Source organism: Tumebacillus algifaecis (genome assembly GCF_002243515.1).
Classification (GTDB): Bacteria; Bacillota; Bacilli; order Tumebacillales; family Tumebacillaceae; genus Tumebacillus_A; species Tumebacillus_A algifaecis.
Map to the genome: position 1 here is coordinate 1,240,191 of NZ_CP022657.1, position 25,651 is coordinate 1,265,841.

Annotated in this window: 26 protein-coding genes; 19 read left to right on the forward strand and 7 right to left on the reverse strand. The window is 53.7% G+C overall.

All coding sequences use genetic code 11. The features are described 5' to 3' along the window. The first annotated feature begins 1 nt into the window (after window position 1). The 9 genes from CIG75_RS05595 (at window position 2) to CIG75_RS05635 (ending at window position 8,882) form a co-directional block, all read left to right on the forward strand. Entirely contained in the window at window positions 2-916 is a 915-nt protein-coding gene (locus CIG75_RS05595; protein ID WP_094235774.1) for an ABC transporter permease, read from the forward strand. 14 nt (window positions 917-930) lie between these two features. Continuing rightward, on the forward strand, window positions 931-1,962 hold the full coding sequence (locus CIG75_RS05600) for an ABC transporter ATP-binding protein (protein ID WP_094235775.1): 1,032 nt from the start codon (window positions 931-933) through the stop codon (window positions 1,960-1,962). Beyond that, window positions 1,955-2,953 carry an ABC transporter ATP-binding protein gene (locus tag CIG75_RS05605; protein ID WP_094235776.1) on the forward strand — a complete coding sequence of 333 codons (999 nt, stop codon included), beginning with the start codon at window positions 1,955-1,957 and terminating at the stop codon, window positions 2,951-2,953. Before CIG75_RS05600 ends, CIG75_RS05605 begins: the two co-directional genes overlap by 8 nt. Before the next feature lie 94 nt (window positions 2,954-3,047). After that, window positions 3,048-5,711, forward strand: a complete 2,664-nt coding sequence (gene polA / locus CIG75_RS05610) for a DNA polymerase I (RefSeq protein WP_094235777.1) — start codon at window positions 3,048-3,050, stop codon at window positions 5,709-5,711. A 79-nt stretch (window positions 5,712-5,790) separates the two neighbouring features. Beyond that, complete coding sequence (gene mutM / locus CIG75_RS05615; RefSeq protein ID WP_094235778.1) at window positions 5,791-6,627, forward strand: DNA-formamidopyrimidine glycosylase; 837 nt, start codon at window positions 5,791-5,793, stop codon at window positions 6,625-6,627. A 75-nt stretch (window positions 6,628-6,702) separates the two neighbouring features. After that, window positions 6,703-7,383 (forward strand): sporulation membrane protein YtaF, encoded by a 681-nt coding sequence (gene ytaF / locus CIG75_RS05620; RefSeq protein WP_094235779.1) that lies wholly within the window; start codon window positions 6,703-6,705, stop codon window positions 7,381-7,383. 42 nt (window positions 7,384-7,425) lie between these two features. Beyond that, window positions 7,426-8,031, forward strand: coding sequence for a dephospho-CoA kinase (gene coaE / locus CIG75_RS05625; RefSeq protein ID WP_094235780.1), 606 nt, complete (start codon window positions 7,426-7,428; stop codon window positions 8,029-8,031). Beyond that, window positions 8,028-8,618, forward strand: coding sequence for a lytic transglycosylase domain-containing protein (locus CIG75_RS05630; protein ID WP_227874368.1), 591 nt, complete (start codon window positions 8,028-8,030; stop codon window positions 8,616-8,618). The genes coaE and CIG75_RS05630 overlap by 4 nt, the downstream gene beginning before the upstream one ends. 54 nt (window positions 8,619-8,672) lie before the next feature. Further along, a complete protein-coding gene (locus CIG75_RS05635; protein ID WP_094235781.1) occupies window positions 8,673-8,882 on the forward strand; it encodes a hypothetical protein in 210 nt (69 codons plus the stop codon). 71 nt (window positions 8,883-8,953) lie between these two features. On the opposite strand, the gene hpt is transcribed toward CIG75_RS05635, so the two are convergent. Both hpt and CIG75_RS05645 read right to left on the reverse strand, forming a co-directional pair. Beyond that, complete coding sequence (gene hpt, locus CIG75_RS05640) at window positions 8,954-9,487, reverse strand: hypoxanthine phosphoribosyltransferase (RefSeq protein ID WP_094235782.1); 534 nt, start codon at window positions 9,485-9,487, stop codon at window positions 8,954-8,956. A 132-nt stretch (window positions 9,488-9,619) separates the two neighbouring features. Beyond that, window positions 9,620-10,303, reverse strand: coding sequence for an ADP-heptose synthase (locus CIG75_RS05645; protein WP_193791332.1), 684 nt, complete (start codon window positions 10,301-10,303; stop codon window positions 9,620-9,622). A 135-nt stretch (window positions 10,304-10,438) separates the two neighbouring features. Between CIG75_RS05645 and CIG75_RS05650 the strand changes: the two genes are divergently transcribed. Next, the gene (locus tag CIG75_RS05650) at window positions 10,439-11,470 is read left to right on the forward strand and encodes a 23S rRNA (cytidine(2498)-2'-O)-methyltransferase RlmM (protein ID WP_094235783.1); all 1,032 of its coding nucleotides are present in this window, start codon (window positions 10,439-10,441) and stop codon (window positions 11,468-11,470) included. Window positions 11,471-11,564: 94 nt separating this feature from the next. Here the strand turns inward: CIG75_RS05650 and sda are convergent, their stop codons facing one another. Continuing rightward, window positions 11,565-11,705, reverse strand: coding sequence for a sporulation histidine kinase inhibitor Sda (sda, locus tag CIG75_RS21600; RefSeq protein ID WP_094235784.1), 141 nt, complete (start codon window positions 11,703-11,705; stop codon window positions 11,565-11,567). Between the two features lie 478 nt (window positions 11,706-12,183). Here sda and CIG75_RS05660 point away from each other — a divergent pair, with 478 nt between their 5' ends. The 5 genes from CIG75_RS05660 to CIG75_RS05680 all read left to right on the forward strand — a co-directional run bounded on the left by CIG75_RS05660 (window position 12,184) and on the right by CIG75_RS05680 (window position 15,832). After that, entirely contained in the window at window positions 12,184-13,335 is a 1,152-nt protein-coding gene (locus CIG75_RS05660; protein WP_094235785.1) for a citrate/2-methylcitrate synthase, read from the forward strand. 80 nt (window positions 13,336-13,415) lie between these two features. Further along, window positions 13,416-13,829: a hypothetical protein gene (locus tag CIG75_RS05665; RefSeq protein WP_094235786.1), complete on the forward strand. Its 414-nt coding sequence runs from the start codon at window positions 13,416-13,418 to the stop codon at window positions 13,827-13,829. Between the two features lie 79 nt (window positions 13,830-13,908). Continuing rightward, complete coding sequence (locus CIG75_RS05670) at window positions 13,909-14,538, forward strand: CBS domain-containing protein (protein WP_094235787.1); 630 nt, start codon at window positions 13,909-13,911, stop codon at window positions 14,536-14,538. Window positions 14,539-14,648: 110 nt separating this feature from the next. Continuing rightward, the gene (locus CIG75_RS05675; protein ID WP_172844417.1) at window positions 14,649-15,434 is read left to right on the forward strand and encodes an N-acetylmuramoyl-L-alanine amidase; all 786 of its coding nucleotides are present in this window, start codon (window positions 14,649-14,651) and stop codon (window positions 15,432-15,434) included. 8 nt (window positions 15,435-15,442) lie between these two features. Beyond that, window positions 15,443-15,832: a phage holin family protein gene (locus tag CIG75_RS05680; protein WP_094235789.1), complete on the forward strand. Its 390-nt coding sequence runs from the start codon at window positions 15,443-15,445 to the stop codon at window positions 15,830-15,832. Between the two features lie 27 nt (window positions 15,833-15,859). Here CIG75_RS05680 and CIG75_RS05685 read toward each other — a convergent pair whose 3' ends face one another. From CIG75_RS05685 to CIG75_RS05700, 4 genes are all read right to left on the reverse strand, one after another. After that, a complete protein-coding gene (locus CIG75_RS05685) occupies window positions 15,860-16,351 on the reverse strand; it encodes a VanZ family protein (protein ID WP_094235790.1) in 492 nt (163 codons plus the stop codon). 101 nt (window positions 16,352-16,452) lie between these two features. Then, on the reverse strand, window positions 16,453-16,887 hold the full coding sequence (locus CIG75_RS05690; RefSeq protein ID WP_094235791.1) for a CBS domain-containing protein: 435 nt from the start codon (window positions 16,885-16,887) through the stop codon (window positions 16,453-16,455). Window positions 16,888-16,980: 93 nt separating this feature from the next. Next, on the reverse strand, window positions 16,981-17,412 hold the full coding sequence (locus tag CIG75_RS05695) for a CBS domain-containing protein (protein ID WP_094235792.1): 432 nt from the start codon (window positions 17,410-17,412) through the stop codon (window positions 16,981-16,983). A gap of 97 nt (window positions 17,413-17,509) precedes the next feature. Then, entirely contained in the window at window positions 17,510-17,857 is a 348-nt protein-coding gene (locus CIG75_RS05700; protein WP_094235793.1) for a DUF4383 domain-containing protein, read from the reverse strand. A gap of 164 nt (window positions 17,858-18,021) precedes the next feature. On the opposite strand from CIG75_RS05700, the gene CIG75_RS05705 reads away from it, so the two are divergent. From CIG75_RS05705 to CIG75_RS05725, 4 genes are all read left to right on the forward strand, one after another. Beyond that, the gene (locus tag CIG75_RS05705) at window positions 18,022-18,435 is read left to right on the forward strand and encodes a hypothetical protein (RefSeq protein ID WP_094235794.1); all 414 of its coding nucleotides are present in this window, start codon (window positions 18,022-18,024) and stop codon (window positions 18,433-18,435) included. Window positions 18,436-18,467: 32 nt separating this feature from the next. Beyond that, on the forward strand, window positions 18,468-21,113 hold the full coding sequence (locus CIG75_RS05710; RefSeq protein WP_407701285.1) for a 1,4-alpha-glucan branching protein domain-containing protein: 2,646 nt from the start codon (window positions 18,468-18,470) through the stop codon (window positions 21,111-21,113). A 118-nt stretch (window positions 21,114-21,231) separates the two neighbouring features. Next, window positions 21,232-23,661: a sugar phosphate nucleotidyltransferase gene (locus CIG75_RS05720; RefSeq protein ID WP_094235796.1), complete on the forward strand. Its 2,430-nt coding sequence runs from the start codon at window positions 21,232-21,234 to the stop codon at window positions 23,659-23,661. Beyond that, complete coding sequence (locus tag CIG75_RS05725; RefSeq protein ID WP_094235797.1) at window positions 23,661-25,649, forward strand: glycoside hydrolase family 15 protein; 1,989 nt, start codon at window positions 23,661-23,663, stop codon at window positions 25,647-25,649. The genes CIG75_RS05720 and CIG75_RS05725 overlap by 1 nt, the downstream gene beginning before the upstream one ends. Window positions 25,650-25,651: the final 2 nt, after the last annotated feature.

Consider the following 25,651-nt stretch of genomic DNA (forward strand, 5'->3'; position numbering starts at 1 on the left):
GATGCAACCTGTTACTCAAGACAAGTTTAAACTGGCCAATAAGCAATCGGATGCAGAGCGTGTCGTTCGTCCTTCCGTTTCCTACTGGGCAGATGCATGGCGCCGCCTGAAGAAAAACAAAGTGGCGATGATCGGCTTGGTTCTTTTGACCCTGCTTGCTATATTGGCAATCGCTGGTCCGGAAATCCAACCGTACCATTATCAAGAGCAAGACCTCTCTGTTCGTAACCAATCCCCGACGCTGGATCATTGGTTCGGCACTGACGATTTTGGTCGTGACCAATGGGTTCGCGTATGGTGGGGCGTTCGTATTTCGTTGTTTATCGGTATCGTCGCAGCATCTCTCGACTTTGTAATCGGTATTTTGTATGGCGGTATTTCCGCTTACTTTGGCGGTCGTATCGACGATGTGATGCAGCGTTTTGTTGAGATCGTATACGGTATTCCTTACCTCATCTTGATCATCTTGTTGATCATGGTCATGGGGCCAGGTATATTCACCATCATTTTGGCAATGGCTTCTGTCGGTTGGGTCGGTATGGCCCGTCTTGTACGCGGCCAGATTCTGTCCCTGAAAGAGCAAGAGTACGTGCTTGCCGCTCGTACGCTTGGTGCTAGCCCGTGGCGCATCATCCTGCGTCACTTGATCCCGAACGCACTGGGGATCATCATCGTTCAAATCACGTTTACCGTTCCAGGTGCGATCTTCGCGGAAGCATTCCTGTCCTTCATCGGTCTGGGGATTAAAGTTCCGCTCGCATCTCTCGGTTCTCTGGTAAACGACGGCGTGCAATCGATGCGTAACTTCCCGTTCCGTCTGATCTGCCCGTCCCTCGTCTTCGCGTGCATCATGCTGTCCTTCAACCTGTTGGGTGACGGATTGCGCGACGCTCTCGACCCGAGACTTCGTAAATAAGGAGGGTAATGCCCATGAACAACATCTTGGAAGTCAAAGACTTAAAGGTATCGTTCCACACCTATGCTGGTGAAGTTCAAGCCGTACGTGGCGTTACCTTCAACTTGAAAAAAGGTGAATGCCTTGCGATCGTGGGTGAGTCCGGTTGCGGTAAATCTGTAACCTCGCAAGCGATCATGCGCCTGATTCAAACCCCGCCAGGTGAGATCAAAGCAGATTCGCAGATCTTGTTTGACGGTAAAACTGACATCGTTAAGTTGACCGATAGAGAAATGGAGAACGTTCGTGGTTCGGAGATGGGCATGATCTTCCAAGACCCGATGACTTCTCTGAACCCGACCATGAAAGTTGGCTCTCAGATTGCGGAAGGTCTGATCAAACACCAAGGTCTGTCCCGTCAAGCAGCTCGTGAGCGTGCGATTGAAATGTTGCGCCTCGTTGGGATTCCGAACCCGGAATCTCGCGTGGAGCAATATCCGCATCAATTTTCCGGCGGTATGCGTCAGCGTGTCATGATCGCAATCGCGCTGGCGTGCAACCCGAAGCTTTTGATCGCCGACGAGCCGACCACCGCGCTCGACGTTACGATTCAGGCTCAGATCCTCGACCTGATGCGCGATCTGCAAGAGAAAACCGGTGCTTCGATCATCATCATCACCCATGACTTGGGCGTTGTTGCTGACGTAGCGCAAAAAGTTGTCGTTATGTACGCTGGTAAAGTTGTAGAGAACGGCCTGATCGACGATGTCTTCTACAACCCGCAACATCCGTACACTTGGGGTCTGTTGCGTTCCGTTCCGCGTCTGGACAGCTCGAAAGATGAAGATCTCATCCCGATCGAAGGCACACCGCCCGATTTGATCGCACCGCCGAAAGGATGCGCATTCGCACCGCGCTGCCCGTACGCGATGGAGATCTGCATGGAACAGGATCCGGAAATGACGAAGCTCGACCAAAACCATTCAGCTGCTTGCTGGCTTCTCCACCCGAACGCTCCTAAAGTTGAACGTCCAGTAGAAGTAGGGGGAGGTCACCACAATGGCTAATGCTACAACCACCGCTGCAAACTCGACCCAAACGGGTACGGATACCATTCTTGAGGTCAAAAACCTCTCGAAACATTTTGACTTGGGCCGCGGTACGATTCTGAAGGCTGTTGATAACGTGTCCTTCTCGATCAAGCGTGGTGAAACTTTCGGTCTGGTAGGCGAATCAGGTTGCGGTAAGTCCACCACCGGACGTACGATCATCCGTCTGTATGATGCAACTCAAGGTACCGTTAAGTTCAACGGCAAAGATGTGCACAAAGTGCAAGGTCGCGACTTGAAGCAATTCAACCGCGACATGCAGATGATCTTCCAAGACCCGTATGCATCGCTCAACCCGCGGATGACTGTCGGCGACATCATCGGTGAAGGTATCGACATTCACAAGTTGCTCTCCGGCCGTCAACGCCTGGATCGCATCTACGAACTGTTGCGTACCGTTGGTTTGAACGAAGAACACGCATCTCGTTTCCCGCATGAATTCTCCGGCGGTCAACGTCAGCGTATCGGTATCGCACGCTCTTTGGCGATCGAACCGCAGTTCATCATTGCGGACGAACCGATCTCCGCACTGGACGTGTCGATCCAAGCACAGGTTGTTAACCTGATGAAGAAATTGCAAGAAGAGCGCGGTTTGACCTACCTCTTCATCGCGCATGACTTGGCGATGGTTAAGCACATTTCTGACCGGATCGGCGTTATGTACCTCGGCTCACTCGTCGAAGTGACTGAGGCAACCGAACTGTATCGCAAGCCGATGCATCCGTACACGGAAGCACTGCTTTCTGCAATCCCGATTCCGGACCCGGAAATCGAGCGCACCCGTGAACGCATCATCCTGGAAGGCGACGTTCCGTCTCCGGTTAACCCGCCGTCCGGTTGCCGTTTCCGTACGCGTTGCCCGAAAGCAATGCCGGAATGCGCACAGATCACTCCGGAACTGAAAGAAGTTGAGCCGGGCCACCATGTGGCTTGCCTGCTCTACAGCTAAGTTCCGTTCTCAAGAAGCACACCTTCGGGTGTGCTTTTTTACTTTTCATTATGCTACAATAAACGGAGTACAAACCTTCTGACGAGGTGGAGACATGACCGATAAAAAGAAATTAGTTCTCATCGATGGGAACTCCATTACATACCGAGCTTTTTTTGCCCTGCCGCCGTTGTCGAACAGCAAAGGGCAGTATACGAATGCTGCTTATGGTTTTACGACGATGCTTCTGAAGTTGCTACAGGACGAGCAGCCGACGCATCTGATGGTCGCTTTCGATAAAGGGAAGGCGACCGTCCGTCAACAGATCTACGCGGAATATAAAGGAACGCGCGAGAAGACACCAGGCGAGCTTCGCGAGCAATTCCCGATTGTGCGCGAGATTCTGGACAGTTTTGGTATTCCTTATGTAGAAGTTGAAGGACACGAAGCTGATGATATTATCGGTACGATCACCCAAGAAGCGGAGCAGATCGGGTACGATTCGCTGGTCGTAACAGGAGATAAGGATTTGTTGCAGCTTGTCTCCGATCGGGTAACGACGATGTTGACTCGCAAAGGAATTTCCGAGACCGAGAAGTATACAGAAAAAGAAATTCAGGAGCGTTACGGTCTGACCCCTCTGCAGATCATCGATCTGAAAGGATTGATGGGCGATACGTCCGACAACATTCCAGGCATTCCAGGTGTGGGGGAGAAGACCGCACTGAAACTGCTAGCGCAATATCCGACTGTAGAAGAAGTGCTGGCTCATGTCGATGAGGCACCGGGCAAGAAATTGCAAGAAAAACTGCGGGAGCACGCCGACTCGGCACGACTTTCCAAACAATTAGCGACAATTAACCGTGCTGTCCCTCTCGACATCGACTTTGAGTCCTACCGCTTCGAATCCTATGATGCGGGCAAAGTGCGCGAGATCTTTAAGGCGCTTGAATTCAAGTCTTTGCTCGACCGACTGCCCGAGGGCGGTAGTGAATCGGAACTGGTGGAACAAGAGCCGGCTGTAAAACAAGAAGCGGTGACGACGCAGATCATCGCTGCAGATGAGCTCGCAGGCATCATCGAGAAGCTTCCAGCAACGGTTGGCTTCTATCTCGACTTGGAAGGCAACTACCAGTTCGGTGATCTGCACGGGCTGGCCATTGCGACCCAAGAGGCAGCATGGTATCTTCCGTTTGACAAAACGCTACCAGCCGAGCTTGGCGCACTTTTTCAAGACCAGACCAAAACAAAGGTCTTTTATGACGTGAAGGCAGTTTGCACCGCACTAAAAAAACACGACATCGACTTGGATCACAACGTGTTCTGTACCTTGCTCGGTTCCTATTTGCTTTCGCCGTCTGAAGGTACACCCGATCTGTTTGAGGTGATCGAACACCATAGTGGCTGGAGGCTCTCCCCGCTACCGAAAGGCACCGCGAAAAAGCCGGTGGAGATCAGTCTCGAAGAGCGTGCGAATTTGGCGGGCGCTGTGGCTGCTGCGAATGTGCACATCGCGGAGAAAGTGGGAGAAGCGCTGGAAGCAGGAGACTTAATGGCGCTGTATCGTGACCTTGAACTGCCTTTGTCCTTCGTGTTGGCCGACATGGAGGGGCTGGGTGTCCGAATCGACACCTCAGAATTGAGGGAGATCGGGGAGAATTTAAAAGAGCGCATCGAAGCGTTGCAAAAAGAAATCTATGAGTTGGCTGGTAGCGAGTTCAATCTCAACTCTCCCAAGCAACTTGGTGAAGTGCTATTTGATAAATTGGGGCTACCAGCATCGAAGAAGACCAAAACAGGTTATTCGACCTCGGCAGACGTGTTGGAAAAATTGGCCGAGCATTCCCCAGTTGTGCAGAAAATTCTCGAGTACCGCCATCTGGGCAAGCTCCAGTCTACCTACGTGGAAGGCTTGCTGAATGCTGCTCGTCAAAACGGAGACATCTTCCGTGTCCATACACAATTTAACCAAGCGCTGACGGCGACTGGACGTCTGTCCTCGACCGAACCGAATTTGCAAAACATCCCGATCCGCACAGAAGAAGGACGCCGCCTGCGCCATGTTTTCGTGCCGACCGATCCGGAATGGAAAATCCTTGCGGCCGACTACTCGCAGATCGAGTTGCGCATCTTGGCCCATATTTCGGGTGACGAAAACATGATCGATGCGTTCGTCCACGACGAAGATATCCATACTCGCACGGCGACACAGGTGTTTGAAGTCACGCCTGAAGAGGTTGATTCGAACATGCGGCGAGCAGCGAAAGCGGTCAACTTTGGGATCGTGTACGGGATTTCTGACTTTGGGTTGTCGCAAAACTTGAACATCCCGCGCAAGCAAGCGGGGCAGTTCATTGCCAGCTATTTTGAAAAATTTCCTGGCGTGAAGCGCTATATGGAAGATGTGGTCGATCAGGCGCGCCGGGATGAGTATGTTACCACCTTGCTCGGTCGCAAGCGTCATCTGCCCGACATTAACGCATCCAATTTCAACATGCGAAGCTTTGCTGAGCGCACGGCGATGAATACGCCGATTCAAGGAACGGCTGCCGATGTGATCAAAAAAGCGATGGTCAATATCCACAAAGAAATGCAAGAGCGGAGCCTGCGCGCCAACATGCTGCTGCAGGTGCACGATGAACTGATCTTCGAATGCCCGCCCGAAGAGATCGAGGAACTGAAAGAACTGGTGCGTCGTGAAATGGAGCAGGTGACGGCGCTTTCCGTGCCGCTGAAGGCGGATCTCAACGTCGGTGATACTTGGTATGAAGCGAAATAATGCTGCTCGCGTTCAAGGTCGTGCCCCACGATGGGTCCGATCTGAAACGACAGGGCAGATTGAGAAAGGATGAAACAGTTTGCCGGAATTGCCAGAGGTTGAGACGGTGCGCCGTGGGCTGCAGTCGCTGGTCTTAGGCAAGACGATCGACCATGTGACGGTCAGTCTACCGCGCATCATACGGATGCCCGACGATGTGCAGCAATTTGCCTTGATGATACAAGGGCATACCATCGATGCGGTGGAGCGTCGTGGCAAGTACCTATTGCTCGACATCGGGCCGTACACGTTAGTCTCGCACTTGCGGATGGAAGGCCGCTACGGCGTCTACCGCTCTGAGGAGCCCATAGAAAAGCATACGCACGTCATCTTCCACTTTACCGATGGCATGGAACTGCGCTACAAAGATGTGCGTCAGTTTGGCACGATGGATTTGTTGCCGCGCGGGGAGTACGCCTTGTTGCCAGGGCTTGCTGCGCTCGGACCCGAGCCGCTCGACGCAACGTTTACGGTGGACGTGCTCAGACAGGCTTTGCATAAGCGCCGTAGCGGAAAAATAAAAGTATTGTTGCTCGACCAGACATTTGTTGCGGGGCTTGGCAATATCTATGTAGATGAGGTGCTGTTTCGATCGGGCATCCATCCCGAAGCGAACGGCCCGAGCCTGCAAGAGGAGCAAATTGTCCGCCTGCACGATGCGATCGTAGCGGTGCTCACCCAGTCTGTTGAACTGGGCGGCTCCTCCGTCAAATCGTATGTGAACGGCTATGGACAAGAAGGTGGCATGCAGCATCAACACAAAGTCTACGGTCTCGAAGAAACGCCGTGCCCGAACTGCGGCACCGAGATCGCGAAGTCCCGTGTTGGTGGACGAGGCACGCACTTTTGCCCGTCGTGCCAACCTCTGAACAACTAACAGGACAACTAGCTGAACACCCTTTCCCTCACCTGCGCATATCATGTGGGCAAATTGAGGGAAGGAGGAGTCAGCATGCTTCACTTTTTTTCGCTGCTGGTGCTTGCGTTTGCTGTCTCACTCGACGGCTTTGGCGTAGGCTTGACTTATGGACTTCGCAAAATCCGCTTTCCTTTGTGGTCGTTGCTTGTCGTAACGCTTTGTTCGGCGACGATGATTTTGATTGCAATGCAGTTGGGGGATGTGATCTCCCACTATCTGACCGATTCTTTCGCCAAAAATTTTGGCGCAGTGATTTTGATCGGTGTCGGCAGTTTTGCGATCTATAACATTTTGACCCAAAAGGAAAAGGAGCCTGTGGCGGAGGAGCAGACACCAGACGAGTCGGCCGCACCAGTTGAGGAGAAACAACACAAGACTGTTTTGCATGTGGAACTGAAGAAGGTCGGTCTGGTCATTCAAATTCTGCGTACCCCGTCGTCCGCCGATGTGGATCGTTCCGGCGATATTTCGGTCAAAGAAGCGCTAATTCTCGGTTTGGCCTTGTCGATGGACGGATTCGGGGCTGGCGTGGGAGCATCTTTGATCGGGTTTCACTCGATTTCGACCGCATTGACAATCGCGGGGATGAACCTGATGTTCATCTACTCAGGACTTCGCGTCGGGATGCGCTATGCAGATGCGAGATTGATGCGCAAGATGATGTACATTCCAGGCGCGATGCTGATTTTGATCGGTCTTTCTAAATTCTTTTGATTTCGCAAGGTACGGGGTAAGATTGGGAACAGGAGGCTCATTATGATCGTAGGTCTGACCGGCTCGATAGCAACAGGAAAAAGCACCGTTTCGCAGATGTTCGCCGATTTAGGGGCCGTCATCATCGATGCAGATAAGATCGTGCGCGAGGTACAGCAGCCTGGCAAACCGGCGTTTCAGGAGATCGTCGAGTATTTTGGTGCAGCTGTACTTTTACCAAATGGTGAACTGGATCGCGCCGCACTCGGATCGCTCGTCTTTGGCAATGAAGAGAACAGGCAAAAGCTGAACGCGATCGTGCATCCACGCGTTCGCGAGGAGCGAGACCAACAGACTGAGCGTGCCGTCGCGCTCGACCCGAATCAAGTCATCATCTGGGATATCCCACTTTTGATCGAGACGGGTATCTATCAAGAAGTGGATCGGACGATCGTTGTCTATGTAGATCGGGAGACGCAATATGAGCGTCTTCTGAAACGGGACGAGCTGTCGGCAGAAGCGGCGGAAAAACGCATCGCGGCCCAGATGCCAATCGAGGAGAAGAAGCGCTACGCTGACTTCCTGATCGACAATCGAGGCACGGTCGAGGACACGGCGCGGCAGGTGCGGGCCATCTGGGAGCAATTGAACAAGAGGTTCGATCTGTGATCTGGCCGCGTATCTCTTGGGTGCTCACGCCCAAAGCAAAACGCAAAGTTGCGATCATCCTCGGCTTGATCTTTCTGATCGTGATGGTAGTCGGCAGTGACGGATTTTGGCGCTTGCTCTATCCGATCCACCATGCAGAGACGATCCGACAGGCGGCGGAGAAAAATAACCTCGATCCGCTCCTGATCGCCTCGATCATCCGGGTGGAAAGCAAATTCCGCGCCGAAAATGTATCGAAGGTCGGTGCGGTCGGTCTGATGCAACTGATGCCGGAAACGGCAGACTGGATCGCCAAGGAGAGCGACATCCCGTATCGTGGCACGGTAGATCTTTCCGACCCCGAGACCAACATTCACATGGGTTCGTGGTACATCACCAGTCTGATCAAGCAATTTAAAGGCAATCGAGCTGCGGCGATTGCCGCTTACAACGCCGGACCGGGTCGGGTATCGCGCTGGATCAACGAAGGCGTGTGGGACGGAACGTTTGAAACTTCGGAGAAAATACCGGTCGGAGAAACGCGCCATTATATTCAACGCGTCTTTTTTTCCTACGAAAAGTACCAACAGCTCTATCCAAATTTTTAACGGCATGACTCGCTTCGCCGCGACGGACACTAGTGGCGAAAGGGGGCTGTGACGATGACCGAGCGCGAGACCTATCGGGATCGATTAGGCAATCTGCACAAGCCGTTGACGCTTGAAAACATGAACAACGATCTGCTGTCGGGGGATGCGATTGATGGTACTACTCGCGAGGAACAAGCGGAGTTTGAACGAAACCGCACGCCCGCGGCACATGAGTATCGAGATCTAGTCGAGCCCCTGCCGACGAGAAAACACAAGATTTAGTCGGTCTTGGCATTCGACACAGTGAAGAAGCCCGATCCCCTGAGGGGGATCGGGCTTCTTCAGCTACCTGACTATTCTTCTACCGTTTCACGGACGAAGATGTACGGAAGGTTGCGGGCATAATCGCCCAAGTTGAGGCCGTAGCCTGCCACAAAGAGGTCTTCGATCGTATGGCCGGTATAATCGAGCACCACGTCTGCTTGGCGGCGGGATGGTTTGTCGAGGAAGGTGCAGGTCTTCAAGCTCTTCGGATTTTTCGCGGCGAGATGGTCGAGCACACCGCGCATGGTGATGCCGGTGTCCAAGATATCATCGCAGACCAGGACGTCCTTGCCTGCGATGTCTGTGCGGATGTCGTGCACGATCTCGACGCGCCCGGCGCTCTGTTCACCGTGGCCGTAACTGGATGTAGTCAAGAAGTCTACATTCACAGGCACCGTCAGCTCCCGCACCAGGTCGGCAGTGAAGACAAAGCTACCGCGCAGCAGCGAAATTACGACGACTTCGCCGTCCTTATAATCTTGAGATAATTGTACACCAAGTTCAGCGACGCGAGATTGGATCGCTTCACGGCTAAAGAGAATTCGGTCACGAGTCATTGCCATCAGGTTTGGCCTCCTATTTACGAAGGGTTACTTGTATTTTGGCTAATTGTACCGTAGTGAAATCTTTGTGGCAACACTTCTTCAGCATTCCACAAAAAAAGCTCGGACACACAAGGAAGTGTGCAGAGCTTTTCATTGAATCAAGGAGATGACGAACAACACTAAGATCAGGCCAAATCCACCGAGCACCCACGGTAGCATCCGGTTGGAAGTGGGCTCGATCGCTCGCTCTTCAGAAGCGCTCAAGGCTCCATCCTGCGCTTCAAACGTATTGACAGGCGCCTGTACCAATACAGGATCATCCTCCAAGGCGAGTTCTTCGAGACCGGGCTCATCGACCAAGAAGCCAAAGTCGGCTACATCAAGGACTGTGATGTCGATCCGCGCTTCTACGATCCGTTGCTGAAGCTGCAGTTGATCGGTGATCAAGGGGACCTTCTCACGGCGGGCCACTAAGATGAGCTCCGTTTCCACCGGATCGAACCCTTCCCCAAACTCTGCGTTTTCAAACGCATTGACAACGGTGAAGGTCACATTTTCGTTAAAGAGGATCGGGCGACTTTTCTGCCAAGGCATTCGCAAGGCTTTATCAAGTTTTTTGGCAACGAAGGGCTGTTCAAAAAAGAGAATCACCTTCTCCAAATTGGCCTTGACACGCTCATTTTCCCGCGGGTCGGATATGACCTCATCGCTCTCCCGCAATTCGTACAGTTCCATCACCGTTGAGTAGGGGATGATATATTCGATTGGCTCCGTCGGAAACAACAGTTCGCCAAACATTGCAAACAAGATCGGTTCAACTACAAAACGTTGCATCTAACCCCAACTCCTTTATTAAAAAAAGCATAGCGGACGATACGGTGGAGCGCAACCATTTTTCTAAGGAAAAAGTCACATGTTGTTTGCTATACTGAGAAGAATACCTAGTAGACTTATCTCGTGGAGGACCTTATGAACGTATCGCGTTTTATCGGCTCATCCAACTTTGGATTTGCCCAGTATGCTCAAGAAGAGATCAGAAGGCTGTTTCCTGGCACCAAATTCCGGTATCTCGAGCCCGGTGAAGTGTTCCTGATCGATGTCCCGGCTCGGGCCGATGAAGTGACCGCAGCCTTGCTCGAACAGGAACCGATCTTCCTACGGCACATTCAGCCGGTGCAACATGAAATTCCACTCGACAAGACAGCTGATGACTTGATGCGTCTGATCGAGTTTGTACAGGAACTGCGCCCGTTTGTTGCAGGGGAAAAAGTGGCGGTGCAGGCCCGCAAAGTGAAAGCGGGCAAGTTTGCCTACACGCCATTTGGGGTAAAAGACGCGCTCGACCCGATCTTGCAACAAGAACAAAGCGTGGAGCCAGTGGTGCGCGGCGCCGACAAGATCATCTCCGTGTACTTGTCGGATGGCACGTGCTATCTGGGCATCTCCACGCCTCATGAGAATCTATCCGATTGGAATGGGGGAATGGTGCGGTATCGCAAGGAAGAGGAGCAGGTGTCACGCGCCAAGTTCAAACTGTTGGAGGCGGAAGAAAGGTTCAATCTCGACCTTTCCCAATTTCATAATGCGCTCGACATCGGGGCGGCACCTGGTGGATGGACATCGCTGCTTTTGGAGCGGAATCTAAGCGTCACCGCGGTCGATCCAGGGCACATGCACGCCTCCCTCCTCGGTCATCCGAATCTCACGTTTCTGCAAAAGAACGCAGGGGACGTGAAGTTCGAAGAGCGGGCGTTCGATCTGCTGGTCTGCGATATGAGTTGGAGCCCGAAGCAGATGAGCAAATTGGTGGCCGAACTGTTACCTGCTGTCGAGACGGGCGGGGTTGCTGTGATCACCGTCAAACTGATGCATAAGAAGCCGTTCCAAACGGTCAAAGAAACGTTGCAAAACCTCGAACCGCAAGTGGTGCTTTTACAGGCCAAACAACTGTTTCATAACCGTGAAGAGCTGACATTATATTTAATGAAAGAAGAGCTGTAGCGAGAGCGACTTGATCATGAGAAAGGCCCATTCCCCGGTAGAACAGGCCTGCTCACCATATACGATACGTCGTTTTACTTTCGGGAACGGTAGGTTACGAAGCGATGCCGACAGAGACTGTAAGACCCCGTGCTTGGACTTCCCTGTACAAAAGGTCGATAAACTGTCGGTCCAACTTCTGTTTCACTGCATTCGTGTAAGCTTCAACAAGGTACTCATCACTCAGCAAATGCATGGTGGTTCACCTCACAGTTCTGGACTCGTACTCTACCAAACCCCGCGCGCGAGTTGGTTGTGGTTTGACTATAACATGGAAAATTGGAGCGAACAAGCGTTCCGCTTATCCACAGAACCCTGTGTACAATATGTGGGCAAGCTGTGGATTGACTGTGGAAAAGGGTGGATTTCCCATTGCATGGAAGCAGGAAAACTGTGCACAAACTTATCCACAAAATCCAATGATCACCAATTGTGCGCCAAAAATTTTTTTGGACAAATATCTCGCTTTGGAACGGGAACTCTAAGGGTGGAAAAACCAAGCAAGTAAACGCTTTCGCAAGTTTACCTGCTTCCTGAGTCGGAGAAATGAATGAAAGCCCATTCACAAAGTTAGACCAACCAGACTAATTCCTGTATAATAATTAGCATCGGATTGTTCTGGATATGTTTTGAACATATGGATTTAGCGTTATTTTTCAGGAGGTGTTTCGTCAATGTCTGAAGCAAAAGCGAAAGCTGGTCTACAAGACGTTGTTGCAGGTGATTCTTCCATCTGCCTCGTTGACGGGAAAGAAGGCCGTCTCGTCTATCAAGGATATGATATTAACGATCTTGCAGGGAAAGCTTCTTTTGAAGAAGTGGTATACCTGCTGTGGTACGGCAAGCTACCGAACGTGAGTGAGCTCTCAGCGCTCGATGCCGCGCTGAAGCAAAACCGTGAGATCCCATCCGATGTGTTGGAGCTGGTGAAGTCGCTGAGCAACTCGGCTGCCAACCCGTCCGGCATGGAGATCCTGCGCACCGCTGCTTCGTACCTGGGCGCGGTGGATCCGAACAAGGCGATGGATCGTGAAACCCACATTCAACAGGCGACCAAGCTCGTTTCGATGCTCGCTTCGATCACAGCAGCTGTCGGTCGTTTCAAACAGGGCAAAGAGTATGTTGCACCGCGCAACGACCTCGGTCATGCGGCGAACTTCCTCTACATGCTGACCGGTCAAGAAGCGGACGAACTGTCTGTTGAAGCGTTCGACGTGGCGCTCATCTTGCATGCTGACCACGAGTTTAACGCTTCGACCTTTACCGCTCGTTGTACCGTCGCTACATTGTCCGATATGTACTCCGGTGTCACTTCGGCGATTGGCGCATTGAAAGGACCGCTGCACGGAGGCGCCAACGAAGATGTGCTCCGCATGCTGATGGAGATCGATTCGGTGGAAAACGCAGCAACAGAAGTTGCGAATAAACTGGAAAACGGCGTGAAAGTGCCGGGCTTCGGTCATCGCGTCTACCGTTCCTACGACCCGCGCGGTCTGGTGCTCAAGCGTTACGCGAAGCAACTGACCGAGAAAGTGAACAACACCAAGTGGTTTGAAATGACCGAAATCACAGAAGGTGTTGTGCTGGAACACTTCGCGAAGAAGGGCAAAGACCTGAAGTACAACGTCGATCTGTACTCCGGTTCGCTCTACAACGCGATGGGCATTCCGGTAGAACTGTTCACACCGCTGTTCGTCATCTCCCGCGTGTCGGGGTGGACAGCTCATATCCTTGAGCAATATGCGAACAACCGCATCATCCGTCCGGTGGCCGATTATGTCGGTCCGGTCGATCAAAAATTCGTGCCGATTGCAGAGCGTAACTAGCCCTGTTGACCCAAGAGGCTCTCGTTGAATCGGGAGCCTTTTTATTTTTCTATTTCCTGATGAGAGGTATGAACCTACGAATGAAAAACGTATTTGATATGCTGCAAAACGATTCCAGCTTTGCCTTGCTCTTTTTCATCTACTACGCGCTTCTCCCGCTGTTCGTACAGCTCTTGATCGTATTTTTGGCGAAGCAAAAAATCTCTGTGTTGCGCTTTCTGTACGGCATCCCTGTCTTTTTGATCGGTCATCTCTATCTGGCCAATCTGTTGATCGGATTGATGACAGCAGATCCTGATGTCGTGCGCGAAGGGATGGAGTCGCTCCAGCTGCTTCTGTTTGCCGTCTCGTTTACGGCGATGATTCTGACCAGCGTCATTTTGCGGATCTTTTACAAATTGGAAGGCAAAGCTTATCTGCGCGGACTGCTCCAGTATCTCGTGGGGCTGATCGTGTTGGCGCTCGGTTTCTGGTTGATCGTTCTTCAGTTTTAATTTATTTCCATAGTTGAGAGGAAAGTTTGCAGGGCCGCCGAATAGGATAGGAGAAGAGAGAAGAAAGGGGATGTCATAGGTGTTTGTACAACAACTGAAAGTAGAAGCACATAAAGTTGTGACCATCGAACCGCAGGCGAGTCTGAAAGAGTTGCTGGCAACGCTTGATTCCTGCGGCTTCCAACATATTCCGGTTGTAGCTGACGGTGTGTTTCACGGGATGGTCGGCTACGCAGAAGTACACAAATCCTTTTTTGAAAGCGGTTACGATAAGGAGCAATTCCTGAGCGAAACGAAAGTGGAAACGATTACGGTTAACAAAAACGCGACGATCCACGAAGAGGGCAGCATCGAAGACCTGCTGAGCGCGATCGACCGTGTTCCGTTTATCGCCGTGCTCAACGATGACAACAGCTTCGCAGGCATCGTGACGCACAGCGCTAACTTTGAAATGCTGCGCGACGCGCTCGGCATGCACAAACCGGGGATTCGTTTGACCGTCTCCATGCCGGAAATGCAAGGCTCACTGCTCAAGTTTGCAGATGTCGTTCGCAAATACTCCAACATTTTCGGTCTGCTCGTCCTCGATGATGATGCGGACTTCGGATACCGCCGCGTGTCGTTCAAGGTCGCACCTGACGCTGATGTCGATGCGATCACGGAAGATCTGCGTGGCATCGGTGTGCGCGTGTTCCACGTAACTAAATAACGATGAGTAACTATCAGGCGCCCGCATTCTTCTTTGCGGGCGCTTTTTCACACCAGCAGCGCCGTTCACATATGCTAGCACGAAAATGTCCTGAAAAGGGAGTGAGGGCAGTGCCGTTAGTCGTGATTGATCCAGGGCATGGAGGCAGTGATCCAGGGGCTGTAGCAAATGGGTTTCAAGAGAAGGACCTCGTCTTGCCGGTTGCGATTTTGCTTTGCGAGGCGTTGCAACGATGCAGCATTCGCGTGATCATGACGCGAACAACAGACACCTTGCCCAATCCTAATGGGACGATCGGGCAGGATTTGGCGTATCGCGCCCGCGTGGCCAATGAGGCGAAAGCTGACTTGTTTGTGTCTTGGCACACCGACGCAGCCACCTCGGCCAGCGTGAATGGTGTCGCAGTATGGATTCATCCGGCCACACGCGGAACGACGACCCAGCAGTGGGCCGAGCGGATCGTCAACTCGATCGCACCGGCCACCGGGCAGAACAACCGGGGGGTGTATTACGGCGATTTTCAAGTGCTGCGCGATACGTCGATGAATGCGGTGCTCGTAGAATCGGGCTTCATTACCAATGCGGACGAAGCGCGCCGTATGGCGACCCGCGACCATCAGGTGGCAGCAGCAGAAAGCGCGGCGCGGGCCATTTGCGGTATCTTCAATCTACCCTATAACGCCCCCGGCAAGCCGACGCCACAGCCGCCAACTCCCGCGCCCAATCTGCCGGAAGAGTGGCCCGCGTGGGCGGATCAAGCGATTCGGCAAGTGATCGACTGGGGCGTGATGACAGGCTACGAGGATGGAACTTGGCGTCCGAATCAGCCGGTGACGCGAGCAGAGCTGGCGACGGTGCTGGTACGCTTTTACAACTTAATGCGAAGCGGGAGGTAGTAGAAGCAATGACAGAACAGATCTTAGGGATGTTGCAAGACGGCGCGTCGATCGTGCTACAAATTGCTGTCCTCGTCGGTCTGTTCCTGCTTCGAGGCTTGAAACAACGCATGGACCAATTCTATGAGGCAAAGACTTTGTTGCAGAACCGACAATTGCTTGCACAACTCGGACAGGAAGCATTCTCCTACGCGGAGACGGTGCACCAAACGGAAGATGGGCCGGCCAAGATGAATGAGGCGGTCAAATACTTGCTGAACAAATGTGATGCCCATGGAATGCAAGACGTTCCGATGAAAGACATGCTCGCTGTGATCGAAACGGCGTGGCTGGCTGACCGACGCGTCACGCGGGCAACCGTGCCTTCTGTCCGCTTGATGACCGATGAAGAACGCTGATACGAGAAACGGAAAAACTCTCTCAAACTATCTTGAGAGAGTTTTTTGTTTGGTCAGAATGACCCAGAGCACGAGCAACAACGCACCGATCGAGTCCACATACACATCGATGGCGTGCCCGGTGCGCTCTGGCACAAAGGACTGATGCAACTCGTCGGACGCAGCATAGCCTACCGCCAACAGCGCAGTCCAAAGCAAGGCGCTCCATCGCCGCATCGTCGTGGCGGCAAGCGTGCGCCAATAGAAGAGAGCAAGGATCAAGAACTCGGTCACATGCGCAGCTTTACGAATGATAAACTCGAGCATCGAGTAGGGATCTTTGTAGGAGACAAGCGCACCGTCATAATAAAATTCGAGGTTGGGCAGCAGAAAGAGCAACGTATCCTCGCTGATCAATTTTCGCAACAGCGGACGTAGATCCTGTTCGCCGTAAGCTTGTCCTGATTTGTAAAAAATGAGTGCCATCCACGCGAGGCTGAGGAAAAGCCAGAATGTGAACTTTTTGCGGTCCATCGTCATACGCCATTCCCTCCTTTAGGTAAGTGTACCTATGGATATGCAAATGGACAAGACCCAACGCTTGGGCCTTGTCCATTTTGACAGACGAGTGGAGGCTTTGATCAGTGTATTCCAGAGTGCGTCGATTCGGAGATTTCGCTCAGTGCAAAGCCCGCTGCTTCGTCCGATGCTCCTTGCACCGCAAGATCCCCGATCGCAACGATGCCGATCAGACGACCCTCTTCGACGACAGGCAGACGGCGCACCTGATGATCGGCCATCAGTTGTGCAGCCTCTTGTGCAGTTTGCTCGGGTGAGCAGGAGATCACCCCTGACGTCATGCACTCCTCGACGTGGGTCGAGTTGATATCCATGCCTTTTGCGACCGCCCGGATGACGATGTCACGGTCGGTGATGCAACCTTGGAGGTACCCGCCGTCGCGAACGATCGGCACGATCCCAACGTCGATGTCTGCCATCACTTGTGCGGCTTGTTGCAACGAATCCTCCGGCGAACAGGATTCAACGTCAGAGGTCATGAGTTCACGGATCTTCATGGAATCGCCCTCCTCATGAGTTGGAATGAAAAAGACTGCGGGAGGCATCTCCCAACAGCGTTTAGTATGCCGAAAACGCTGTGGGTTATGCCTTTACAGCTGTGGCTGGGACGGTGTGGAAATCTCGGACAGCGCAAAGCCCGCTTCATTTTCATGGATGCCAACCACCGACAAGTCGCCGATGGAGACAATGCCGACCATGTGTCCTTCCTTCACGACCGGCAGACGGCGGATTTGGTGTTCCGCCATCAGTTTAGCCGCTTCCTGTGCCGTTTCGGACGGGTTGATCGACACCAGTTTGGGGCTCATGTAGTCATTGATCTTGGCGCTTTTGATATCGACGCCTTTGGCGACCGCACGCACAACGATGTCGCGGTCGGTGATGAGGCCGCGCAGTTTGTCCCCTTCTTCCGCAATCGGGATCACACCAACGTTGAGGTCACACATCAACTTCGCTGCCTCCTGCAAGGTGTGAATTGGCTTCAAGGTGATCACTTCTTTGGTCATGAGATCACAGATCTTCATCGAGCAGCCGCCTCCTTTTTGAGTGGGATGCAAGCAAATACAAAAAGACTGCCCTAGGAGTACCGGACAGCCTTTAGTATGCGTTGCCAGCCAGCCGCTATTCGCTGGCTTTTTCTGTTGCTCCCAGCACGGCGTAAAGTCCCCATGCTCCCAAGATGACGTGAACCAAGTTTTCGGTCACCTCTAAATGATGGTAACCGAGCAGGTCGGGCAGGAAGAAGCCCAGGATCCCGAGCAACACATAGATCGTACCGAACACTTGCGCGTACAGCCGCGACCAGGTCACACTTTGACCGGCAGCGATCCCGAGCACCCCGAGGACCAAGTGAACAATGTTGTGTGTCGTATCAAATTGGATAAGTCCGAAGAGGTCATTCATGAAGAACCCGAGAAGCCCGATGAGCAGGAAAATCCAACCGGCTACACGAGCATACACCTTCGTCATTCTCGATCGTCCTCCTTGTGATAAGGTTTTGCGCAATTTCCCTCTGCGCTTACTTCACATTATGGAGGCACGCTTGACAATATACCGTTCTTTTTCAAAAGGGCCGTTCATAAAAAAATAGAGATTCATTGTCCAATCGCAGGAAGCAAAAGGAGTGGATCTCGTTGTTGCAGCAGGATCGTGATCACCTGCAAGAGCGATACCGCGATGATCGGTTGATCGCGCTTGCCCTCGACAAAAATCGTATTTGGGTGCATTGGGCGGAAGGACCAGCGGTGGAGACGATCGCTTTGCGCCAGTTTCCGAGCGACTGGAAAGCGGCTCCGCGACGGTTGCGGATCTGTGACGGCTCGAAAGTGGCGCGCATGACCACGTGCAGTGCGGACTACGGCACTGCTTTTCTGGAGGTGCTCATGCCTGGCGCGCAGGTTCGAGTGGAGTATGGAATCGAACTGAGCGGCGCGTTTCTACCACTTTATGAGACCCAGCTGCGCATGCCGGGGGCAACAGGTAGAGCCGCGTCGCGCGCGGAGCGTCCAGACTGCATCAGCTCCTATTCGATCTACCGTGTGACGTAAGGAGGTTGGGAATGAAAAAAGGATATTTGACGATGATTCTGCATGCCCATCTGCCTTATGTGCGTCATGAGGAGCGAGCGAATGCGCTGGAGGAACGATGGTTGTTTGAAGCGTTGTCAGAAACGTATTTGCCACTGCTCGCCATGTTCGAACGGTTGCGGGAGAGCGATGTGCCGTTTGCCTTTGCGCTGACTATGTCGCCGACGCTCCTTACGCTGCTCACCGATGTGGAGATGGCCGAACGGTATGTAAAACACATGAAAAAGACGATTGAGCTGACCGAAAAAGAGTTGGTGCGCACGGTGCATCAGCCGGAGATGCAAAATCTGGCTCGGATGTACTACGCCAGATACCGTGGGCTGCTCGATCAATTTGAAAGCTGTGGACGCAATGTGGTACAGCGCTTGGCCGATTTAGAAGCCAGTGGTCAGCTTGAACTGTTGACTTGCGGAGCGACACATGGGTTTCTGCCGGTCATCGGGCGTGGCGAGTTGCGCCGCGCGCAAATTGCGATCGCCTGTGCGACGCATGAGGCGATCATCGGCCGCAGACCGCGTGGGATCTGGTTGCCGGAGTGCGGGTATCTGCCCGGCATTGAACAGATGCTGGCGGAGCAGGGGCTGACCTATTTTTGCGTGGATGCGCACGCATTTGGTGAGCACTCGCTCGATCGACCATTGTTGCTAAAGGAGGCTCAAGTCTATGCGCTGGGGCGCGACCCGGAAGCGACGCAGCAGGTATGGAGCTCCATCACAGGCTATCCGGGCGACCCCGACTATCGAGAATACTACCGTGATATTGGATTTGACCTTTCCTTTGACTATGTTCGCGATTACATTCATCCCGAAGGCATCCGCGTCAACACCGGGATCAAATACCACCGGGTCACAGGCGCGGGCGAACAAAAAGAATTTTACAAACCAGAATGGGCGGCGCAAAAATGCAAGGAGCATGCGCTACATTTTATCTCCTCCAGGCTACAGCGCGTGCGCTCCAGCATAGCGAGCGCAGGAGACGAGAGACCGCCGCTGATCACAGCTCCCTATGATGCGGAGCTGTTCGGCCACTGGTGGTTTGAAGGGCCGCAGTGGCTGGAGCGAGTGGCGATCGAAATGATCGATATGGAGCTTGGGCTGATCACGCCAAGCGCCTATTTGGAACAGTTTCCAGAGGCGCTTCGGGCAACGCTTGAGATGTCCTCTTGGGGGCGGGGCGGTTATGCTGATGTGTGGCTGAATGAGACGAACGACTGGATTTATCCGCATTTACACCGCTTGGAAGAGCGATTTGCGGCGATGTTGCGCAAGGCGAAACGGATGGAAGGCGCTCCGGAGGAGTCAGGCTTTCGTCGTGCGCTCTGGCAACTGGCGCGCGAAATCTTGTTAGCCGAAGCGAGCGACTGGGCGTTCATGATGACGATGGGCACGACGACCGAATACGGGGTGCGCCGTACGACCGAGCATTTGGCACGAGCAGAACGGTTAGCCGATCTGATCGGGGCAGGTACAGTGCCAGAGCGAGTGCTTGCCGAGTGGGAAGCGGCGACCCCAATTTTCCCGGAGCTGAAACTGGGCCACTTTTTACCGGAAGAAAGCGGAGCCGTTCAGCCCAAACGGCGCGTGTTGATGCTGTCTTGGGAGTTTCCACCGCGCACCGTTGGCGGGTTGGCGCGACATGTCTATGATCTATCGCGAGCGATGGCGGCCGAAAACATCGAGGTGCATGTCGTGACGTGCCACGGGGAGGGGACGCCAGAGTATGCAGAAGTGGGAGGGGTGCATGTGCATCGCGTGCAAGCGCCCGATTATGAGCCTGACCAGTTTGTGCGATGGGCCGCCTTGCTCAACATTCGGATGGGGGCGCTGGGCGGCCGGGTCTTGGCGGAGTACGGCCCGTTCGATCTGATTCATGCCCATGATTGGTTGGCCGCCGAGTGTGCACATTTTCTGTCAGAACGGTCCGAATTGCCGCTGGTGGCCACGATTCACGCGACAGAATATGGGCGCAACGAGGGAATCCATGATCCGCTCCAAGGCCAGATTTTTGAGATTGAACGCCGTCTGGTGCAGGAGTCGGCTGTGGTGATCGTCTGCTCCGTTTACATGTTGACCGAACTTAGCGAAATCTATGGCGTGGGAGCTGACAAATTGCATGTGTTGCCAAACGGCGTTGACTTAGTCGAACTGTCGCGCGGAGTTGAGCTGTTGGCGCAAGTGAAAAACAGCACAGCGAAAACGGTGTTCTTCGTCGGGCGGCTGGTGCCGGAAAAAGGTGTACAGGTGCTGTTGGCGAGCGCGCCAGAAGTGCTCAAGCGACATCAAGAGACGAGATTTGTGATCGCAGGCAAAGGGCCGATGCTTCAGGCGCTTCGAGAGCAGGCCGAGTTTTTAGGGATCGCGGGACATGTGGACTTTCTGGGATTCGTGACAGATGAGGAGCGCAACCGACTGATTCGCGCGGCCGATGTGGCCGTTTTTCCCAGCCTCTATGAGCCGTTTGGCATCGTGGCACTGGAGGCGATGGGGTGGGAACACCGACCGTTGTTTCGCGCACGGGAGGCTTGGCGGAAATCGTGGAGCCCGGTCGCGACGGCTGGCTGGTCGAGCCAGGTGACCCAGAAAGTTTGTGCGACACGCTGTTGCAGATCTTCGCAGCTCCCAAACACTCAGCAGAGGTAGCGGCGCGGGGAAGGCAGAAGGTGATCGATTCGTACAGTTGGCCTGCCATCGCGCGGGGGACGCTTCTTGTCTATGAACAGGCCCTGCAACAGCAGGTGCAGGAAGTGAGGGAGATCGGATGAAAGCTGTCATTCTCGCGGGTGGGAAAGGAAGTAGGTTGAGGCCGTTGACCTGCAACAAACCAAAGCCGATGGTGCCTTTGCTCGGATTGCCTTGTATGGCCTATACGATCGACCTTTTGCGGCGAAGCGGCGTCGCGGAGATCGCGGTGACACTGCAATATATGCCCGATCAAATCCGCGACTATTTTGGCGATGGATCGGAGCACGGTGTGCGCATGGTCTATTTTGAAGAGACATCGCCGCTTGGCACAGCCGGGTCGGTCAAAAATGCGCAGGAATTTCTCGACGAGACGTTTCTCGTCATCTCTGGCGACGCGCTGACCGATTTTCATCTGCTCGATGCGTTGCGCGTCCATCGTGAAAAAGAGGCTTTGGCGACGATCATTTTGACCCGAGTCGAGTCCCCGCTGGAATTTGGCGTGGCGATCACCGCGGAAGACGGGCGAATTGTTCGCTTTCTTGAAAAACCGTCATGGGGGGAAGTGTTCTCCGATACGGTGAACACCGGGATCTACCTGTTTGAAAAAGAGGTGCTGGACATGATTCCGGAGGGACAGGAGTTCGATTTTTCCAAAGACCTGTTCCACAAACTTCTGCAAGAGGGGCATGACCTGTACGGCTATGTGGCCGATGGGTACTGGTCGGACATCGGCAATCTGGCGCAGTATCGCCAGACGCAGTTTGATATGCTCGACGGAAAGGTGAACTGTACGATTCCAGGTGCACAGGTTGCACCACAAGTGTGGGTCGGACAGGATGCACAACTGGCAGAAGGTGTTACGCTGGAAGGACCCTGCTATATCGGTGACGATACGACGATCGAATCGGGCGCGCACATCGGCCCCTATACGGTGCTCGGTGTTGGCAACGTGGTGAAGACAGGTGCGTCGCTGAAGCGCTCGGTGTTGTGGGATAGGGATTACATTGGCGAGGGAGTCGAACTGCGCGGGGCCACGTTGTGCTCACGAGCCAAGCTACAAAGCCATGTTGCCTGTTTCGAAGGATCGGTGATCGGGGACGCCTGCTCGCTTGGCGCCAAATCGGTCGTCAAGCCACAGGTCAAGCTGTGGCCGGGCAAAAGCGTACAGGAAGGCACGACGGCGCACACCTCGCTGATCTGGGGCGAAAAGTTGGAGAAAAGCCTGTTTGGCTTACATGGCGTGCAAGGGATTGGCAATGTGGAGATGACGCCCGATTTTGCGGGACGATTGGCGGCCGCGCTTGGTGCGACCTTGCCGTTTGGCGCACTGATCGCGATCTCGTGTGACCACGACCCGTTTTCCAGTCTGATCAAAGGCGCCCTGACGGCAGGTCTGCATTCGGCTGGGGTGAACACGGTGGGCTGTGGGATGGCGACGACGCCGATGATGCGCTATGCGGTGCGGTCGCTCAAAGCGCATGGAGGGATCCATGTCAGACGCTATGGGCCATCGACCGATGATCGCGTGTTGATCGAGATGTTCGACCAAAACGGATTGAACATCGACAAAGGCCTGGAGCGCAAAATTGAGAACGCCTATTGGCAGGAAGATTTTCGCCGGGCCAACCTGACGCAGATCGGGCGCGGTGAGATGTGGGCAGGACTGCAAGATGCTTATCTTGCCGAACTGATCAAGCAGGTCGATGCTGATCGGATAGGGCGAGAGCGGTTTCGCGTGGCGATACAGGCTGACTTGCATCCTTGGGCTAAGCTCGTGCCCGCTCTGTTGGAGCGGTTGAGTTGCCAAGTTGAGTGGATCGACACTTTCGAAGCGTCGCAGGGAGAACTGCAAAACGTCGTATCCACAGGCGGCTTCCACCTAGGCGTGCGCCTGGACGACAACGGCGAAGCGATCGCGTTGATCACCGACCGCATTCAAGTGATCGAAGCGGATCGATTGCTTGCTCTGCAAACGTTGCTACAACTGATCGCCGGCAGTAAGAAGGTGGCGGTGCCAATCACGGCCCCGACCATCGTCGAGACGCTCGCCGCAAAATTTGGCGCTCAGGCTGTGCGGACGAAAGCGAATCGGCGCGCTTTGCTGGAGCCACAGCAAGATCAACCGTTCCCGCTCCAGTTCGATGCGCTCTACACGCTGCTCAAAGTGCTTGAGACGCTCGCTTTGAGCAAATTGACGCTGTCCGAACTGGTCGCGTCGATTCCGCATTTTCATATGCTCCGTCGCGATGTGCCTTGCCCGTGGGAGGACAAAGGCCGAGTGATGCGCCTGCTGATCGAGGAGATGAAAGCGGAGACGGTGGAACTGGTCGATGGGATCAAAGTGTACAAAGAAGGGGGCTGGACCTTGATTTTGCCCGATTCGGATGAGCCGTTGTTTCGAGTGTTCGCGCAAGGCGTGACCGAACAGCGCGCTGAAGAGTTGGCCTTTTTTTATGCGAAAAAGATTCATGACTTTCAAAAGGTAAGCGTAAGGGGGCGGGAGTAATGCCACGCTCGCTGGTGATCGGCAATGGGCACATGTTTATCGGATTTGATGCTAGAACGAACATGCGCGACCTGTACTATCCGTATGTCGGACAGCTCAACCACATCGGAGGCAACCGCAATTCGCTCGGCGTCTATGTGGACGGACAATTCACTTGGTGTGACGAACCAGACTGGGTGATCACGAACTCGTATCGCTCCGGCACTTTGGTGACAGACGTGCTTGCGCATAATGAGCGACTGGGCGTGGAGCTATACATCGAGGATGCTGTACATTTTCAGAAAAACGCCTATTTAAAAAAAGTTCGGGTGCGCAACACACAGGATCGCGAGCGCGAAATACGCGTTTTTTTCACGCATGACTATAGCATCGATGAGACGGAGATCGGAGATACGGCCGTCTATGATCCGGTGCAAAACGCGGTCTATCACTACAAGCGCAATCGCTATCTGTTGATCAACGGTTTTACCCATCTGGGCGGGCTGTTCGAATATTCGACCGGGATCAAGCGTTTTCAATCGTTGCAGGGGACATGGAAGGATGCGGAGGACGGGACGCTGGAAGGAAACCCGATCGCACAAGGCTCGGTGGACAGTACGGTCTCGTTTAAGATGTTTGTGCCAGGCGGTGGGCAAGAGACGCTGTATTACTGGATCTGTGTGGGGCGCACATTTCCCGAGGTCAAGGAATTAAACGGATGGGTGCTACAGCGCTCGCCTGCGCAACTTTTTTCGGAGATCGATGCGTATTGGCGGGAGTGGTTGCGGCAAGCGGAGCAGGAGTTTGGCGATCTCGACCAAGATGTGATCGACCAGTACCAGTTGTCACTGATGCTGGTGCAGACGCTGTCAGATGCGAACGGCGCGATCATCGCCGCCAATGATACGGACATTTTGCAGTACAACCGCGACCATTATTCCTACATGTGGCCGCGCGATGGAGCGCTGATCGCTCATGCGATGAGCGAGGCAGGGTATGAGCGGATCGCCAATCGCTTTTTCCGTTTCTGTGAAGACTCGCTGACGGCAGGTGGCTTTCTGCTGCACAAATACAATCCGGACGGTTCGGTCGGTTCATCGTGGCATCCCTACTTGCAAGGAAACGAGCCACAACTGCCGATTCAGGAGGATGAGACGGGACTTGTGATCTGGGCGCTGTGGGAGCATTACCAGCGCTATGGCGATGTGGAGTTCGCTCAGTCGCTGTACACGACGCTCATTGAGCCTGCGGGCGATTTTCTGGCGGAGTATCAGTATGAGCATCTGGGACTGCCGCTCGAAAGCTATGATTTGTGGGAAGAGCGGCGCGGCATCTTTACGTTTACAGTATCGACGGTGATCGCCGGGCTACGCGCGGTGCGCAATTTTGCTCAGGTATTTGGCGATCCCAAGCGAGCGCTGAAGATGCAACAGACTGCCGAACGATTGCTCGAAGGCTTGGATCGCTATTTGTACGATCCGACGATCGGACGTTTTTTGCGCGGGGTCTATCTAGGGGAAAACGGAGAGATCATCAAAGACAAGACACTGGAATCGAGCTTGTGCGGGCTGTTTCAATTTGACATTCTCTCGCCGGACGACCCGCGCTTGCAAGCGACGATGGAGCGGGTCTGGGCAGGTCTGCGCGTCAAAACGGAGATTGGTGGGGTGGCTCGCTACACGGACGATCAGTATTTTAAGAAGTCGGATGAGATCGAAAAAGTACCGGGCAATCCGTGGGTGATTTGTACACTGTGGCAGGCGGCATGGGAGATCGAACGAGCGGAGACGGTAGAAGATTTGCACAAGGCGAAAGCGTGGTTCGATTGGGCGCTCCGTCACCGGATCGACAGCGGAGTGCTTCCCGAGCAGTTGCATCCTTTCGACGGCACACCGCTTTCGGTAGCGCCACTGACTTGGTCGCACGCGACCTTCGTGCAGGAGGTCGTGCGATATGGGCGGCGCTATAAGCAACTGACTAACAAAGCGCTCCATCACATGCAGGAGTAGAG